The sequence below is a fragment of the Massilia niastensis DSM 21313 genome (assembly GCF_000382345.1).
Lineage (GTDB): Bacteria > Pseudomonadota > Gammaproteobacteria > Burkholderiales > Burkholderiaceae_D > Telluria > Telluria niastensis.
This window is the reverse complement of record NZ_KB908097.1, coordinates 24,082-39,718: the sequence shown is the minus strand read 5'-3', so window position 1 is coordinate 39,718 and position 15,637 is coordinate 24,082. Positions and strand designations below refer to the sequence as shown.

Genomic DNA, 15,637 nt, shown 5'->3' with positions numbered 1-15,637 from the left:
GCTTACCTCCCCTGTATTGCGCTTTCATGACACAGCATTGCTCCAAGACGCCAGCCCCGTTCTCCGACTGCGGCCGGGTCACCGGCGCCTACGTGCAGCCGCTGCTGGACGCCGCTGCGGAACGGGGCGTCGAACCCGCCCGGCTGTGCGCCGCCGCCGGCCTGCCCGCCTCCTTCCTCGCGCCCCTGCCTGACGCGCTTCCTGCGCGCGCCTACATCGCCCTGCTCGACGCCGGCGCGCGGCTGGCGAACGATCCGCATTTCGGCCTGCACGTGGGAGAAAAGGTCCGGCCGGCGACCTTCAGCGCCTATGGCATGGTGCTCCTGGCCTGCAAGGACTTCGGCCAGGCGCTGCAGCTGACGCAGCGCTACGAGCAGCTGGCGCACGACCTCGGACGCAGCCGCCTCGCGCTCGAGGGCCGGGACGCCGTGTATGCCTGGGACAGCCATTATCCGGAAGCGAACCGGCACCTGGTGGAAAGCGTGTTCGCGGGCATCCGCGTATTCGGCAGCTGGCTGGCCGGCAGGCCGCTGACGGCCACCCGCATGGCGTTCGCCCACGGGAGCAGCGCCGGCGCCGGCGAATACCGGCGCGTGCTCGGGCTGGCGCCCGAGTTCGGGGCGGCGGCCAACACGGCGCACTTCGATCCCGCGCTGCTGTCGATGCCGGTGCCGAACGCCGACACCAGCCTGTATCCGGTGCTGCGCCAGCATGCCGAACGCCTGCTCGAGGAGCGCGCCGCGCAGGCCGGCGGCGTGCCCACCCTGGTGCGCGCGGCGCTGCTGCGCCGGCTGCCGGAGGGCCAGGCGCGGCTGGCTGGCGTGGCCGGAGACCTCGGCATGTCGGCGCGCACCCTGCAGCGCAAGCTTGCCGGCGCCGGATCGAGCTTCCAGCAGGTGCTCGACGCGGTACGCTACGGGCTGGCGCAGGACTACCTGCGGCGGCGCGAGCTCGGCCTGGCCGACATCGCCATGATGCTCGGCTTCCAGGAGCAGAGCGCGTTCACGCACGCCTTCCGCGAATGGAGCGGCATGAATCCGGGCGCCTGGCGCGAGCAGGCCGCCTGAGTCTTGGGCGGCGATGCTCAGCGCTGTTTTCCCTGCCGGGCCAGCACCCGCAGCGCGTCGTCGACCGCAGGCACGATGGCCAGCAGGCACAATAGCGCCGCCAGCGGCACCGTGGACACGTAGCCCAGGTGCCTGAAGCCGAGCGTTCCCGCAATGCCGCCTACCAGGAAGGCGCCCAGCAGCGACACCAGCAGCGCCAGGCGCGAACGGTTCGCCAGGACCTTCGGCCGGCGCCGTCCTCCGTCCGCATTCCAGTAACACAGCTTGCCCAGCTCGATGCCGATGTCGGTGACGATGCCGGTCATGTGGGTGGTGCGGATTTCGGCGTGCGAGACCTTGGTGATGACGGCGTTCTGCAGTCCCATCGTGAAGCACAGCAGCATCACGGTCAGCGGCACGAACAGGCCGCCGATGGTCGCCAGCCGCGCTCCCAGCACGCCGAAGACGAGCAGCAGCACCGCTTCGACCAGCAAGGGCAGCGCGTAGGCGCTGAGCAGGCCGCGGCGGCGCACGTAGTTCACCAGCACGGCGGTGCAGGCCGCCCCGAGCAGGAAGCTGAGCACCGCACCCAGCGCCGCCAGCGCCAGCACGTAGTCGCCCAGCACCAGGTGGTCGGCGACGCTGGACACGAGACCCGTCATGTGGGAGGTGTACTGCTGCACCGCGAGAAAGCCGCCGGCGTTGAGCGCGCCGGCGACGAAGGCCAGCGCGATGCCCAGGTGGCGGTTGGCGCCGGGGGTGCGCTCATGTCCGGTCAGGCTGCGCGCGTAGTGGATGGGCACGGCATGGAACTCCAGGTTGGCTTGCCATTATGTTACTGCAAATCACATTAGCAACGTAACCCAGCGATCTCGCAGCAAGGGATATAATAAAAGATTATTGCAAAGCACTAACTGGTTATCCGTGAACCCCCACCTCGACAAACTCCAACCCTACCCGTTCGAAAAACTGCGCCAGCTGTTTGCGGGAGTCACGCCGAACGCCGCCTATCCGGCGATCAGCCTGGGCATCGGCGAGCCGAAGCATCCGACGCCCGCTTTCATCGAAAAGGCGCTGATGCACGCGATGGCCGGCCTGTCCAGCTATCCGGTCACCCATGGCAGCGAGCCGCTGCGCGCGGCGATCGCCGGCTGGCTGGAACGCCGCTACGGCATCCCGGCGCTGGACCCGGCGACCATGGTGATGCCGGTGAACGGTTCGCGCGAGGCGCTGTTCGCGATCGCGCAGTGCGTGGTCGACGGCTCGGCGCGCGATGCGCTGGTGATGTGCCCGAACCCGTTCTACCAGATCTACGAAGGCGCGGCCTACCTGGCCGGCGCCGCGCCCTGGTTCGTGAATTCCGACCCGGCGCGCAACTTCGGCTGCGACTACGGCAGCGTGCCGGACGACGTGTGGCCGCGCGTGCAGCTGCTCTACGTCTGCTCGCCCGGCAACCCGACCGGCGCCACGCTCACCCTGGACGACTGGCGCCAGCTGTTCGAACTGGCCGACCGCTGGGGCTTCCTGATCGCCGCCGACGAGTGCTATTCCGAGATCTACTTCGATTCGACCCCGCCGCTGGGCGCGCTCGAGGCGGCGCACCAGCTCGGGCGCAGCGCGGGCGAGCGTCCCTACCGGAACCTGATCGTGTTCTCCAGCCTGTCGAAGCGCTCCAACGTGCCGGGCATGCGCTCCGGCTTCGTGGCCGGCGATCCGGTGGCGATGAAGAAGTTCCTGCTGTACCGCACCTATTGCGGCGGCGCGATGTCGCCGCCGGTGCAGGCGGCGTCGATCGCGGCCTGGAACGACGAGCACCACGTGCAGGAAAACCGTGCGCTGTACAAGGAAAAGTTCAAGCTCATCACCCCGCTGCTCAAGCAGGTGATGGATGTCGAGCTGCCCGACGCCGCCTTCTACCTGTGGGCCGACGTGCGCCGCACCGGGCTGTCGGACACCGAGTTCGCACGGCGCCTGTACGCCGACTATAATGTCACGGTCCTGCCTGGCAGCTTCCTCGCACGCGAAGCGCACGGCGCCAATCCTGGGCGCAACCGTATCCGCATGGCCCTGGTGGCCGGCGTCGACGAAGGGCTGGAAGCCGCGAACCGCATCGTCCAGTTCTGCAAGAGCCTGAGCAAATAAGGCATTCCCGAATTCTCCCCAACTGAAAAACGCACCATGACCCAACAACTGCAAACCATCATCGACACCGCCTGGGAACAGCGCGCCGAGATCAGCCCGTCCAGCGCCAGCGCAGAAGTGCGCGACGCGGTCGCCCACGTCCTTGCCGGCCTTGACGACGGCAGCCTGCGCGTCGCGCAGAAGGACACCGGCAGCTGGGTTGTGAACCAGTGGATCAAGAAGGCGGTGCTGCTGTCCTTCCGCCTCGAGAACAACGTGCCGGTCGCCGGCGGCGGCGGCATGCAGTTCTACGACAAGGTCCCGACCAAGTTCGCCGACTACACCGCGGAAGACTTCGCGCGCGGCGGCTTCCGCGTGGTGCCGCCGGCGGTCGCCCGCCGCGGCAGCTTCATCGCCAAGAATGTCGTGCTGATGCCGTCCTACGTCAACATCGGCGCCTACGTCGATGAAGGCGCGATGGTCGACACCTGGGCCACCGTGGGTTCGTGCGCGCAGATCGGCAAGAACGTCCACCTGTCGGGCGGCGTGGGCATCGGCGGCGTGCTGGAGCCGATGCAGGCCAATCCGACCATCATCGAGGACAACTGCTTCATCGGCGCCCGTTCCGAGATCGTGGAAGGCGTGATCGTCGAAGAGAACTCGGTGATCTCGATGGGCGTGTACATCGGCCAGTCGACCAAGATCTACAACCGCGAAACCGGCGAAGTCTCCTACGGCCGCGTGCCTTCGGGTTCGGTGGTGGTGTCGGGCAGCCTGCCCTCGGCCGATGGCAAGTACAGCCTGTACTGCGCCGTGATCGTCAAGCGCGTCGACGCACAGACCCGCGCCAAGACCGGCATCAACGAACTGCTGCGCGGCGACTAAGCCGCTGCGCCCCGTTGGCTGAACGCGTGGACGGGTCTTCCCGTCCACGCGTTCGACGCATGCACACATCACAACGATAACGGAGACGATGCCATGGCCATGGACCGCCTGTTCCAGCTGATGAAGGAGAAGAACGCCTCCGACATGTTCTTCGCGGTGAATTCGCCGGTCCACATCAAGATCAACGGGAACCTCATCCCGATCAACCAGCATCGCCTCGAACCCGAGAACATCCATTCATTGCTGTCCGAGATCGCCACGCCGGAGCAGATGGCCGACCTCGAACGCGAGAATGAGCTCAACATGGGAGTCTCGGTCCCCAACCTCGGGCGCTTCCGCCTGTCGGCCTTCCGCCAGCGCGGCTCGATCTCGGCCGTGTTCCGCTTCGTGCCGGCGAATATCCCGCCGCTGGGCGAGCTGGGACTGCCGACCGTGCTGTCCGAGCTGATCATGGAAAAGCGCGGCCTGCTGCTGGTCGTCGGCGCCACCGGCTCCGGCAAGTCGACCACCATCGCCGCCATGCTGGACCACCGCAACGAGCAGCGCACCGGCCATATCCTGACCCTGGAAGACCCGATCGAGTACCTGTTCAAGAACAAGAAATCGATCGTCAACCAGCGCGAGATCGGCAGCGACGCCACCAGCTTCGCCACCGCGCTGAAGAATTCGATGCGCCAGGCGCCCGACTGCATCCTGATCGGCGAGATCCGCGACAAGGAAACCATGGCGGCGGCGCTGGCCTACGCCCAGTCGGGCCACCTGGTGCTGGCCACCCTGCACGCCAACAACAGCTACAACGCGCTGAACCGCATCATCAGTTTCTACCCGCTCGAGAACCGCACGGCGCTGCTGCAGGACCTGGCCTCGAGCGTGAAGGCGATCGTCTCGCAGCGCCTGGTGAAATCCGCCGCCGCCGGCGCGCGCCAGGCCGCGGTCGAGGTCATGCTCAACACCCGCTACGTCGCCGACCTGATCGAGAAGGGCGAGATCAGCCAGATCAAGGAAGCGATGGACAAGAGCCTGTCGCCGGGCTCGCAGTCCTTCGAGAGTGCACTGTTCAGGCTGGTCAAGGATGGGCTCGTCACGCAGGAAGAAGCGCTGGCCAATGCCGACTCGGCCACCAACCTGCTCTGGCTGCTCAACAATGGGCCGGAAAGCCAGGCGCAGCAGGACGACCAGAAACCTGCCGAGCAGCAAGGCGCCTCATTTACCGAATTCACGCTCAATTCCTGATCGGCAATTCAGGGTCAGGTCTGTCATTCGGACACCCATGAGGCACCTTTGAGCTATGTTAAGTAGTCACGTGCGATTCATCGTGAACTCGGCGCCGAATTCCTCACGCAGCACCGCCAGCCCCAGCTCGTTCCACCGCTGGCGCCACTGCTTAAGTGTTCACCCAAAATATTGGGAGACGACTTAGCTCAAAGGTGCGTGACGGGTGTCCGAATGACAGATCTGACCCTGAACGTCGCTTCCCGCTTGCTTTCAAATCTGCAAGGCGGCCAGCCGCCTTCAGCCATCTGTGTACAATTCTCCTGCGGGAGCTCGTGCTATTCTCGCGCCTTTTCAAAACAGCAAGGCCTGCGCCGCAGGCCCGACCACGCCCATGAAAACGACCCTCTACGGAATTCCCAACTGCGACACCGTCAAGAAAGCCCGCACCTGGCTGGCCGACAACGGCCACGACTTCACCTTCCATGACTTCAAGAAACAGGGCCTGACGCGCGAACTGGTGCAGGGCTGGCTCGACCAGCTCGACTGGGAAGTCCTGGTCAACCGCAAGGGCATGACCTGGCGTAACCTGGGCGACGAGCGCAAGACGCAGATCGTCGACAAGGCCAGCGCGCTCGAACTGATGCTGGAAAACCCGTCCGTGATCAAGCGCCCGGTGCTCGAAGGCGTGGGTCCGGTGAGCGTTGGCTTCTCCGCCGACCAGTACCAGTCCAAGTTCGGCGGCGCCGCATGAAACCCTCGCGCACCCTGCTCCTCACCGAAGAGCTGATCGCCCTCGACTCCATCACCCCGCACGACAAGGGCTGCCAGCAGCGCCTGATCGAGCTGCTCGCGCCGCTGGGCTTCACGTGCGAAACCATCGAATCGAACGGCGTCACCAACCTGTGGGCGCGCAAGGGTAGCGAGTCTCCCGTATTCGTGTTCGCCGGCCACACCGACGTGGTGCCGGCCGGTCCGCTCGACCAGTGGCACTCGGCGCCGTTCGCGCCGACCCACCGCGACGGCAAGCTGTACGGCCGCGGCGCCTCCGACATGAAGACCTCGATCGCGGCCATGGTCGTGGCCTGCGAGGAATTCATCGCCGCCCACCCGGGCCACCGGGGCTCGATCGCCTTCCTGATCACCAGCGACGAGGAAGGCCCGGCCACGGACGGCACCGTGGTCGTCTGCGAACGCCTGGAAGAGCGCGGCGAGACCCTGGATTACTGCCTGGTCGGCGAACCGACTTCCGCGCACGTGCTGGGCGACATGCTCAAGAACGGCCGCCGCGGCTCGCTCTCCGGCCACCTGGTCATCAAGGGCGTGCAGGGCCACATCGCCTACCCGCAGCTGGCGCGCAATCCGATCCACCAGGCCGCCCCGGCGCTGGCCGAGCTGGCCGCCGAAGTCTGGGACGAGGGCAACGAATACTACCTGCCCACCAGTTGGCAAATCTCCAACATCCAGGCCGGCACCGGCGCCACCAATGTGATTCCGGGCCACATGACGATCGACTTCAACTTCCGCTTCTCGACCGCCAGCACCGCCGACGGCCTGGAAGCGCGGGTGCATGCGATCCTCGACCGCCACCAGCTCGACTACGACCTGCGCTGGACCCTGTCCGGCCAGCCCTTCCTGACGCCGAAAGGCAGCCTGTCGGATGCGATCTGCGATGCGATCCATGACGAACTGGGCGTGCAGGCCGAGTTGTCGACCACCGGCGGCACCTCGGACGGGCGCTTCATCGCCCGCATCTGCCCCCAAGTGATAGAATTCGGCCCACCGAACGCCAGCATCCACAAGATCGACGAGCACATCGAACTGCGCTACATCGATCCCCTGAAGAATATCTACCGCCGCACGCTGGAACGCCTGCTGGCCGCCTGAGCCCACCAACACGAGAACAAGGCCATGACTACCACCACACCTTTCAGCACGCCGCGCGACCTGCTGCGCTATGCCGTCACCCGCTTCAACAGCGCCAAGCTGTTCTTCGGCCACGGCAGCGCCGAAGCCCTCGACGAGGCGGCCTACCTGATCCTGCACACCCTCAAGCTGCCGCTCGACAAGCTGGAACCCTTCCTCGACGCCAAACTGCTGAACGACGAAGTGCTGCAGGTGCTGTCGGTGATCGAACGCCGCGTCAACGAGCGCGTGCCGGCCGCCTACATCACCAGGGAAGCCTGGCTCGGCAGCTACAACTTCTACGTCGACGAACGCGTGCTGGTGCCGCGCTCCTTCATCGCCGAGCTGATTCCGCAACTGTTCAGCCCCTGGATCGCGGATGCCGAGGGCGTCGAGAACGTGCTGGAACTGTGCACCGGCAGCGGTTGCCTGGCGATCATGATGGCCGACGCCTTCCCGAACGCGGTGGTCGACGCGGTCGACATTTCGAAGGATGCGCTGGCCGTGGCCGAGCACAACATCCGCGAATACAAGCTGGAAGGCCGGGTCAACCCGATCGAGTCCGACCTGTACGAGAACGTGCCGTTCAAGAAATACGACCTCATCATCACCAATCCGCCGTACGTGAACGCGGAATCGATGCGCAAGCTGCCGCCGGAATACCTGCGCGAGCCGCAGATCGCGCTGGCCGGCGGCGATGACGGCATGGACCTGGTGCGCAAGATCATCTCCGGCGCCGCCCAGCGCCTGACCCCGGAAGGCGTGCTGGTGGTCGAGATCGGCAACGAGCGCGAATACGCGGAAGCGGCCTTCGGCGCCCTGGGCCTGACCTGGCTCACCACCAGCATCGGCGACGATGCGGTGTTCCTGCTCACCGCCGAACAGCTGCAAGCCGCGTAAGCGCAAGCCAGCCTCACTTTTCCGTTTTTACGATAGCCCTGCAATGATCCGATTCCAGAACGTCAGCCTGATGCGCGGCACCAAGCCGCTGCTCGAGGACGCCGACTTGACCCTCAACCCCGGCGACAAGATCGGCCTGATCGGCGCCAACGGCGCCGGCAAGTCGAGCCTGTTCGCGATGCTGCGCAACGAGCTGCATCCGGACCAGGGCCAGATCGACTTCCCCGCCAAGTGGCGCATGGCCTACGTGGCCCAGGAGACCCCGGCGCTCGACCGTCCGGCGCTGGAATACGCGATCGACGGCGACGCCAACCTGCGCCGCCTGCAGGCCGAGCTCGAGGAACTGGAATCCCATCCGGACCTGGACGCCCACGGCATGCGCCTGGGCGAGCTGCACAGCGCCCTGGCCGACGCCGACGCCTACACGGTGCAGTCGCGCGGCGAGCAGCTGCTGATCGGCCTGGGCTTCTCGCTCGACCAGATGAAGCAGCCGGTGGCCAGCTTCTCGGGCGGCTGGCGCATGCGCCTGAACCTGGCGCAGGCGCTGATGTGCCCTTCCGACCTGCTGCTGCTCGATGAACCGACCAACCACCTGGACCTGGACGCCATCATCTGGCTCGAGGACTGGCTCAAGCGCTATCCGGGCACCCTGATCATCATCTCGCACGACCGCGACTTCCTCGACGCGATCGTCAACGTGATCGTGCACATCGACGAGCGCAAGCTGAAGCGCTACTCGGGCAACTACTCCGGCTTCGAGCGCCAGCGCGCCGCCCAGATGGTGCTGGCCGCTTCCGCGATCGAAAAGCAGCAGCGCCAGCGCGCCCACCTGGAATCCTATATCAACCGCTTCAAGGCCCAGGCGACCAAGGCGCGCCAGGCCCAGAGCCGGATCAAGATGCTGGCCAAGATGGAAGAACTGGCGCCGCTGCGCGCCGCCGCCGAGTTCTCGTTCGAGTTCCGCGAGCCGCTGGCCGCGCCGAATCCGCTGCTGGTGCTGGAAGACGTCGATGCCGGCTATCCGATCCTGGATGGCCATGGCGACAAGGTGGGCGCCAAGACCATCGTCAACCGCGTCAATTTCTCGCTCCAGATCGGCCAGCGCATCGGCCTGCTGGGCGTGAACGGCGCGGGTAAATCGACCCTGATCAAGACCGTGGCCGGCGAACTGGCCCCCTTGAACGGCGTCGCCACCCTCGGCAAGGGCCTGTCGATCGGCTACTTCGCCCAGCACCAGGTCGAGATGCTGCGCCATGACGAGTCGCCCTTGTGGCACATGGTGAAGCTGGCGCCGAACGTGCGCGAGCAGGAGCTGCGCAACTTCCTCGGCAGCTTCAACTTCCCGGGCGACATGGTGACCAGCCCGATCAAGCCCTTCTCGGGCGGCGAAAAGGCGCGCTTGGCGCTGGCCCTGATCGTGTGGCAGCGCCCCAACCTGCTGCTGCTGGACGAACCGACCAACCACCTGGACCTGGAAACGCGCGAGGCGCTGACCATGGCGCTGGCCCAGTTCGAGGGCACCCTGGTGGTGGTCTCCCACGATCGCCACCTGCTGCGCGCCACCACCGACCAGTTCATCATCGTCGCCGACGGCAAACTGCAGCCCTTCGACGGCGACCTGGACGACTACAAGGAATGGCTGTTCCAGACCAAGCTGGGCAAGGGCACCGACACCCTGCCCGCACCCGCGCCGGCGAAGGCCGCCACGGCGGCTCAGCCCGACATGGCGCCGGTCGACCGCAGGGAACAGAAGCGCCTGCAGGCCGAGGAACGCCAGCGCGTGGCCGCGATCAAGAAGCCGATCGAGAACCGCATCAAGCGGCTCGAAGAGCAGATGGCCAAGCTGAACACGAAGAAGGCGGAGATCGACGCCCGTTTGCTCGACCCGGAGATCTACGAGGCCGGGAACAAGGATCGCCTCAAGACCCTGGTGGCGGACCAGGCGTTTGCGGTGCGCGACCTGGAGCAGCTGGAGTCGGAATGGCTGGAACTGCAGGAGCAGCTCGAAGGATTGGCTGCCTGATTCCCGGCGTGGGCGGGAAATCCGCCCACGCTAGGCCGCCTGCCGCACCGGCGCCAGCGACATCAGGCGCTCGATGTCGACCAGAATCAGCCTGCGCGCCCCGATGCAGCCGATGCCGATCAGGTAATCGGCCCCTTCCCCGCCTTCGCCACATCCCGGCGGCCGCACCTGGTCCGGCCCCAGCCGCACCACATCGTTCACGCGCCCCACCACCAGCCCGACCAGGCTGGCCGCCAGGCGCAGGATGATCACTTCGAGATGCGGATCCGACGCCGCCGGATGGCAGGCCCCGGCGCGCAGGTCGACCACCGGCAGCACCACGCCGCGCGACAGCGCCACCCCGCCGATGATCCCGCCATCCGCCGCGACGCGCTCGAGCGACTTGAGCATCTTCAGTTCCTGGACCCTGGAACAATCCAGTCCATACTCCATCCCGCCCAGGCTGAAGCTGAGGAATTCCAGCGGCGCCACGGTGTGGTGCGTGTCCATGGGGCATCCTTTCGAAGGCAAGGCCTATCGTACCGGCGCCGCCGAAGGCGACGGTTGCGTGCCGTCAAGCAATGGGCGCCGCGAGGCCGCGCCCGCCCGGCTTCTTCGCGATCGCCCGGCTGGTGGCCCGGCAGGCCGGCCCCGCATCCGCGTGCGCGCCCGGGACACGCGGTCGACCCATGCGCACGAACTGGCGGGCTACCGGTCGAAGGAAGGTCCGGCGCTAGGCGTCCTGCGCCGCCGTGCCGTCCCAGCGATAGGAGCCGCTCGCACCGGCGAACAGCAGTTCGGACCTGAGCGGCCCGCGCAGGCGTTCCCTGATGTCGCGCGCCGGCAGGTCGACCATGCCGCCGGCATCCGGTTCATAGTCCAGCGCCCGCACCTGGACCTCGCCTTGCATCGCGCCGATGGCGACGCCGGCCGCGCCCACGCGCTCGGCATGCTGGGCCTCGAGCCGCCCCAGGAGGGCGGCGCCGGCCTGCCGCTCGGCTTCGAGCCCCTTGAGTTCCTGCGACAGCCGGCCGAATTCCTTGAGCGCCGGCGCCACGACCTGCGCCATGCGCCGGAACTGCGGCTCCTGCTCGGCGGTGAGCTTCAGTTCGCCCGTGCGCACGCGCCGCGCCAGCATCAGGTACTTGCGCAGCGCGGGCTGGCCGCTGAGCGCTTCGAGCGCGGCGCGGTGGCGTCCGGCCAGGGCGCCGAACTGCGCGATGCGCGCGCCCACCTGGCCGATCGCCTCCTCGACGCGCGCGCAGTCCGGGCGCAGCACGAACACCCGCATCTCGCTCTGGCGCTTGGGCGCGGCGCAGCCGATCGTCACGCGCCGGCCGGCCACCGCGCTGCCTTCGGCATGCGCGATCTCGACCTCGTCGGCCAGGATCTCGCAATTGATCGCCTGCTCGACCCTGACCCGGGTGCCCGAGATCACGCAGTTCTCGGCGCGCTGCACGTTCACTTCGCCGTTCACGGTCTGGATCACGGCGCCGGAGGCCACCCCGAGGATCACGATCGGCCCGCAGGCATTGCGCGCGCTGCCGCCCACCAGGTTGCGGTTCAGGCGGATCGCGCCGCCACGCGAGACCACGTGGCCGTACACATCCGCGTGGACCGTGACGCCCTCGCCTTCGACGATGCGCTGCTCCTGCACCTCGCCGAATTCCTCGTAGTCGGCGGTCAACTGCAGGTTGCCCGTGGTCCTGGCGCTGACACCGTCGCGGCTGACGATCTTGTCGGTCACCGCGATGCGGCCCACGCCCGGGTCGACGTCCAGGAACCCGTCCCGCTGCGCCACCAGGAATTCGCCGTCGGCGCACTCCAGGGACATGGTGCCTTCGCCCACGTAGCTCGACAGGTCGAGGTCGGCCGGCTCCGCGGGCGCGACCGGAATGCCCGACAGCTCGAAGCCCGGCGCGCCATGGGAGCGCGGAATCTTGCGCAGCAGGCGCTCGCCCTTGTGGATCTGCGGGAAGCGGTTCTGGAAGCTCATCAGGTCGAGCTTGCCGTTGGCGAGCTGGCGCGGCGCGTCGCTGCGGTGCAGGTCGTTCGAGACCTCGACCACGTGCGCATCGACGCCGGGGCTCGGGGCCAGCCGGCGCCCGACCACGAAGCGCCCGGCCGCGCCGGAGACGATGGCATGGCGGATCGCGTCGAGGTCGACGCCGAAGCGGACGCCCTTCGTCCACAGGTCGGCCAGGAATTCATCGGCATCGAGCCGGGTCGGCTGTTCGACCCCGTCCGCACCAGGCATGAAGACCGGTTCGAAATAGTACTCCGCCTGGCCGTCGGCCAGCTTCACCGCGCGGTACAGGGCGCGCCGCCCGGGCGCGAACGGGGCGATGCTGGCGGCGAAGCGCACCACGGTCGCGCCGGAAGCGTTGCGCGGCAGCTCGGGACCGTGGCCGTACAAGGCCTTGATCAGGACGGGATAATCGACGCCGACGAAATAGCTGCCGCCCTGCAGGATGGCGTCGACCGCCGCCACCAGGGTCGTTCCCACGACCTGGGGATCGGCATACACGCCGTCCTCGCGCTGGGCGATGCAATGTTCGGGCCCGGCGTGCGCGAAGCGCTCGGCCGGCAGGGGCACGACAGGTTCTACGGCGGGATCGGTCACGTGCACGCTCCATCAGGCTGGGGGGAAATGGCGGGCCGCCAATCCCAACAGTAAGCTTGATGTAAGCGTAACATGTTGCGCAATTTAAATAAACATATTGCAACATATTTTCTTTTTTTGAAACTTTTATGCGACACAAGTCGCCAGGCGCCGGCAGCGCCAACGACAACGGCGCCCGCAGGCGCCGTCTCAGGTGAAGCACTGCCGTCTTAGCGGCGCTGGGCGTTCGGATACAGGTCCATGCCCGCCTCGTTGATCTGGCGGCGCAGGTCGCGCCGCTCGTCCGGCGTCATGCGGCCGCTGCGGCGGGCAGCCTCGTTGCGCTGCTGCTCCTGCTGCATCTGGATCTGGCGCCGCTGTTCCTCGCGCATCTGCATGTCGTAGGCGCGCTGGTCGAAGCGCGGCTCCTGGCCCTGCACCTGGAACCGGCCCTGCTGGGCTTCGTCGCGGCGGCCGCCGCGGTCGTGATTCTGCGCCACTGCGCCGGCGCCGATACCGGCGAGCAGGCAGGCAAGAAGACCATGGCGCACGAGCCGGGCCAGCCGGCCGCCGCGTGCGGCGGATGCTGCTTTGGTATGTGTGAGCGCGTCTTTCATGGTGTTCCTCTTCCGCGATGCCTTATAAACAGATAAGCTGTGATGACCACTTGCCGCCAGTGTATGTGTAATCCGCCTGAGGTATAAGACCGATTGGGTAAAGTTTGTAACACATTGTAATGGATGAGGCATGTTATCGATGTGCTTAATCGATAAGACGTTACCATAGCGACATTCATCTGACAATTCCGGACACCAAATGACAGCATCGACTTCGAATACGGGCGCTACCGCGGGCCCAGGCACGCCAGGCGGCCACTCCGCGAAGATCATGATCGTCGACGACGACGTACGGCTGCGCGACCTGCTGCGCCGCTACCTGACCGAACAGGGATTCCAGGTCGTGACCGCGGAAAGCGCGCCGGCCATGAACAAGCTCTGGCTGCGCGAGCGCTACGACCTGCTGGTGCTCGACCTGATGCTGCCGGGCGAGGACGGCCTGTCGATCTGCCGCCGCCTGCGCGGCGCCGGCGACCAGACCCCGATCATCATGCTCACCGCCAAGGGCGAGGACGTGGACCGCATCGTCGGCCTCGAGATGGGCGCCGACGACTACATGCCGAAGCCCTTCAATCCGCGCGAACTGGTCGCCCGCATCGGCGCCGTATTGCGCCGCAAGGGCCCGGACGAGATCCCGGGCGCGCCGTCCGAAACCCCGCAGACCTTCGAGTTCGGCGACTTCGTGCTCGACCTGGGCACCCGCACGCTCAAGAAGAACGGCGAGACGGTGCCGCTGACCACCGGCGAATTCTCGGTGCTGAAGGTGTTCGCGCGCCATGCGCGCCAGCCGCTGTCGCGCGAGAAGCTGATGGAACTGGCGCGCGGCCGCGAATACGAGGTCTTCGACCGTTCGCTCGACGTCCAGATCTCGCGCCTGCGCAAGCTGATCGAACCCGATCCTTCCAGCCCGCTCTACATCCAGACCGTCTGGGGCCTCGGCTACGTCTTCATTCCGGAAGGCCAGCCACGCTAGTGTTTGCCCCGTTTGCAGCGGCGCGCCGCGCCGCCCGCTTTGCCTGGTACAAAAGCGGCCTGTTCTGGCGCACCTTCTTCCTGCTGTCGGTGCTGACCACGCTCTCGATGGGCTCGTGGATCGGCATGATCAGCGTATTCCAGCGCGGTCCGCAGGTGCAGCAGACCGCCGAGCTGGTGGTGTCGGTGGTGACGATCACCAAGGCCGCGCTGACCCACTCGGCGCCCGACCTGCGGCGCGAGCTGCTGTTCGAGCTGGTGTCGAACGAAGGCATCCGCATCTTCCCGCTCGAGGAAACCGACGTCGTCGACCCGCCGCCCAACAATCCCCTGATGCCCGAGATCGCCGCCATGGTGCGCGACAAGCTGGGCAAGAACACGCGCTTCTCGAGCAGCGTGAACGGCGTCGGCGGCTTCTGGGTCAGCTTTAACATCGAGGACGACCAGTACTGGCTGATGCTCGAGCGCGAGCGCCTGGCCGGACTGACGCGGGTGCAGTGGCTGGGCTGGGCGACCCTGGTGGGCCTGCTGTCGCTGGTCGGCGCGGCCCTGATCTCGAGCCTGGTCAACCTGCCGCTGGCGCGCCTGACGGCGGCCGCGCGCGCGATCGCGAAAGGCGAGCGCCCTGTCCCGTTGCCGGAGAAGGGTTCGCAGGAGATCATCGAGGCCAACCGCAGCTTCAACCAGATGGTCGATGACCTGGCCCAGGTCGAGAAGGACCGCGCGGTGATCCTGGCCGGCATCTCGCACGACCTGCGCACGCCGCTGGCGCGCATGCAGCTCGAGGTCGAGATGGCCAGCCTGCCCGACGAGGCGCGCGAGGGCATGCAGTCGGACATCAACCAGATGGATGCGATCATCGGCCAGTTCCTCGACTACGCCAAGCCGACCGACGCCGCCACCTTCGTGGCGGTGAACCTGTCGGAGATGCTGGCCGACGTCGGCCGCGAGGCCGGCCGCATCCGCGACCTGCAGGTGAAGTGCGACCTGATGCCGGGCGTGCACGTACTGGGCAACGCGACCGACCTGCGGCGCGTGATCAACAACGTCATCGAGAATGCGCGCCGCTACGGCAAGACGCCGGGCGAGGAGCATACCGACATCGACATCGTCCTGCGCGTCAAGGCGACCGGGCATGGACGGCGCGCGGTGGTGGAGATCGGCGACCATGGGCCGGGCGTGCCGCCGGACCAGATCGCGCAGCTCCTCAAGCCGTTCACGCGCCTGGACAGCGCGCGCGGGCAGGCCAATGGCGCGGGCCTGGGACTGGCGATCGTGGAACGGGTGCTGACGCGGCATAACGCGCAGCTGGAAGTGCGCAACCGCGAGGAAGGCGGGCTGGTGATCCAGATCGCGCTGCCGCTGGCAAGCTGAT

Annotated in this window: 14 protein-coding genes; 10 read left to right on the top strand and 4 right to left on the bottom strand. The window is 67.0% G+C overall.

The window, feature by feature from the left end; translation table 11 throughout:
• The first annotated feature begins 26 nt into the window (after nucleotides 1–26).
• Nucleotides 27–1,067 (top strand): AraC family transcriptional regulator, encoded by a 1,041-nt coding sequence (locus tag H162_RS0114330; RefSeq protein ID WP_020654168.1) that lies wholly within the window; start codon nucleotides 27–29, stop codon nucleotides 1,065–1,067.
• A gap of 17 nt (nucleotides 1,068–1,084) precedes the next feature.
• On the opposite strand, the gene H162_RS0114325 is transcribed toward H162_RS0114330, so the two are convergent.
• Nucleotides 1,085–1,849 carry a YoaK family protein gene (locus tag H162_RS0114325; RefSeq protein ID WP_020654167.1) on the bottom strand — a complete coding sequence of 255 codons (765 nt, stop codon included), beginning with the start codon at nucleotides 1,847–1,849 and terminating at the stop codon, nucleotides 1,085–1,087.
• 121 nt (nucleotides 1,850–1,970) lie between these two features.
• Between H162_RS0114325 and dapC the strand changes: the two genes are divergently transcribed.
• The 7 genes from dapC (at nucleotide 1,971) to H162_RS0114290 (ending at nucleotide 10,092) form a co-directional block, all read left to right on the top strand.
• Nucleotides 1,971–3,188, top strand: a complete 1,218-nt coding sequence (dapC, locus tag H162_RS0114320; protein WP_020654166.1) for a succinyldiaminopimelate transaminase — start codon at nucleotides 1,971–1,973, stop codon at nucleotides 3,186–3,188.
• A 36-nt stretch (nucleotides 3,189–3,224) separates the two neighbouring features.
• On the top strand, nucleotides 3,225–4,052 hold the full coding sequence (dapD, locus tag H162_RS0114315; protein WP_020654165.1) for a 2,3,4,5-tetrahydropyridine-2,6-dicarboxylate N-succinyltransferase: 828 nt from the start codon (nucleotides 3,225–3,227) through the stop codon (nucleotides 4,050–4,052).
• A 93-nt stretch (nucleotides 4,053–4,145) separates the two neighbouring features.
• Nucleotides 4,146–5,285, top strand: coding sequence for a PilT/PilU family type 4a pilus ATPase (locus H162_RS0114310; protein ID WP_020654164.1), 1,140 nt, complete (start codon nucleotides 4,146–4,148; stop codon nucleotides 5,283–5,285).
• Nucleotides 5,286–5,658: 373 nt separating this feature from the next.
• Nucleotides 5,659–6,018, top strand: coding sequence for an ArsC family reductase (locus H162_RS0114305; RefSeq protein WP_020654163.1), 360 nt, complete (start codon nucleotides 5,659–5,661; stop codon nucleotides 6,016–6,018).
• Nucleotides 6,015–7,151: a succinyl-diaminopimelate desuccinylase gene (gene dapE / locus H162_RS0114300; RefSeq protein WP_020654162.1), complete on the top strand. Its 1,137-nt coding sequence runs from the start codon at nucleotides 6,015–6,017 to the stop codon at nucleotides 7,149–7,151. Before H162_RS0114305 ends, dapE begins: the two co-directional genes overlap by 4 nt.
• A 24-nt stretch (nucleotides 7,152–7,175) precedes the next feature.
• Entirely contained in the window at nucleotides 7,176–8,069 is an 894-nt protein-coding gene (prmB, locus tag H162_RS0114295) for a 50S ribosomal protein L3 N(5)-glutamine methyltransferase (protein WP_020654161.1), read from the top strand.
• A 43-nt stretch (nucleotides 8,070–8,112) separates the two neighbouring features.
• The gene (locus H162_RS0114290; protein ID WP_020654160.1) at nucleotides 8,113–10,092 is read left to right on the top strand and encodes an ATP-binding cassette domain-containing protein; all 1,980 of its coding nucleotides are present in this window, start codon (nucleotides 8,113–8,115) and stop codon (nucleotides 10,090–10,092) included.
• A 30-nt stretch (nucleotides 10,093–10,122) separates the two neighbouring features.
• Here the strand turns inward: H162_RS0114290 and H162_RS0114285 are convergent, their stop codons facing one another.
• The 3 genes from H162_RS0114285 to H162_RS0114275 all read right to left on the bottom strand — a co-directional run bounded on the left by H162_RS0114285 (nucleotide 10,123) and on the right by H162_RS0114275 (nucleotide 13,290).
• Nucleotides 10,123–10,581: a chemotaxis protein CheW gene (locus H162_RS0114285; protein WP_020654159.1), complete on the bottom strand. Its 459-nt coding sequence runs from the start codon at nucleotides 10,579–10,581 to the stop codon at nucleotides 10,123–10,125.
• A gap of 223 nt (nucleotides 10,582–10,804) precedes the next feature.
• Nucleotides 10,805–12,694 (bottom strand): flagellar assembly protein A, encoded by a 1,890-nt coding sequence (locus H162_RS0114280; RefSeq protein WP_229452077.1) that lies wholly within the window; start codon nucleotides 12,692–12,694, stop codon nucleotides 10,805–10,807.
• A 209-nt stretch (nucleotides 12,695–12,903) separates the two neighbouring features.
• Nucleotides 12,904–13,290 carry a hypothetical protein gene (locus tag H162_RS0114275; RefSeq protein WP_020654157.1) on the bottom strand — a complete coding sequence of 129 codons (387 nt, stop codon included), beginning with the start codon at nucleotides 13,288–13,290 and terminating at the stop codon, nucleotides 12,904–12,906.
• A gap of 271 nt (nucleotides 13,291–13,561) precedes the next feature.
• On the opposite strand from H162_RS0114275, the gene ompR reads away from it, so the two are divergent.
• Both ompR and H162_RS0114265 read left to right on the top strand, forming a co-directional pair.
• Complete coding sequence (gene ompR, locus H162_RS0114270) at nucleotides 13,562–14,263, top strand: osmolarity response regulator transcription factor OmpR (RefSeq protein WP_020654156.1); 702 nt, start codon at nucleotides 13,562–13,564, stop codon at nucleotides 14,261–14,263.
• Complete coding sequence (locus tag H162_RS0114265; RefSeq protein ID WP_020654155.1) at nucleotides 14,263–15,636, top strand: sensor histidine kinase family protein; 1,374 nt, start codon at nucleotides 14,263–14,265, stop codon at nucleotides 15,634–15,636. Before ompR ends, H162_RS0114265 begins: the two co-directional genes overlap by 1 nt.
• Nucleotide 15,637 lies beyond the last annotated feature (1 nt).

Bases quoted from the DNA above. Each gene is read 5' to 3' on its own strand.
- H162_RS0114305 (WP_020654163.1), top strand. From the start codon at position 5,659: ATGAAAACGACCCTCTACGGAATTCCCAACTGCGACACCGTCAAGAAA.
- H162_RS0114330 (WP_020654168.1), top strand. From the start codon at position 27: ATGACACAGCATTGCTCCAAGACGCCAGCCCCGTTCTCCGACTGCGGC.
- ompR (WP_020654156.1), top strand. From the start codon at position 13,562: ATGATCGTCGACGACGACGTACGGCTGCGCGACCTGCTGCGCCGCTAC.
- H162_RS0114275 (WP_020654157.1), bottom strand. From the start codon at position 13,290: ATGAAAGACGCGCTCACACATACCAAAGCAGCATCCGCCGCACGCGGC.
- H162_RS0114285 (WP_020654159.1), bottom strand. From the start codon at position 10,581: ATGGACACGCACCACACCGTGGCGCCGCTGGAATTCCTCAGCTTCAGC.
- dapD (WP_020654165.1), top strand. From the start codon at position 3,225: ATGACCCAACAACTGCAAACCATCATCGACACCGCCTGGGAACAGCGC.
- prmB (WP_020654161.1), top strand. From the start codon at position 7,176: ATGACTACCACCACACCTTTCAGCACGCCGCGCGACCTGCTGCGCTAT.
- H162_RS0114310 (WP_020654164.1), top strand. From the start codon at position 4,146: ATGGCCATGGACCGCCTGTTCCAGCTGATGAAGGAGAAGAACGCCTCC.
- H162_RS0114290 (WP_020654160.1), top strand. From the start codon at position 8,113: ATGATCCGATTCCAGAACGTCAGCCTGATGCGCGGCACCAAGCCGCTG.
- dapE (WP_020654162.1), top strand. From the start codon at position 6,015: ATGAAACCCTCGCGCACCCTGCTCCTCACCGAAGAGCTGATCGCCCTC.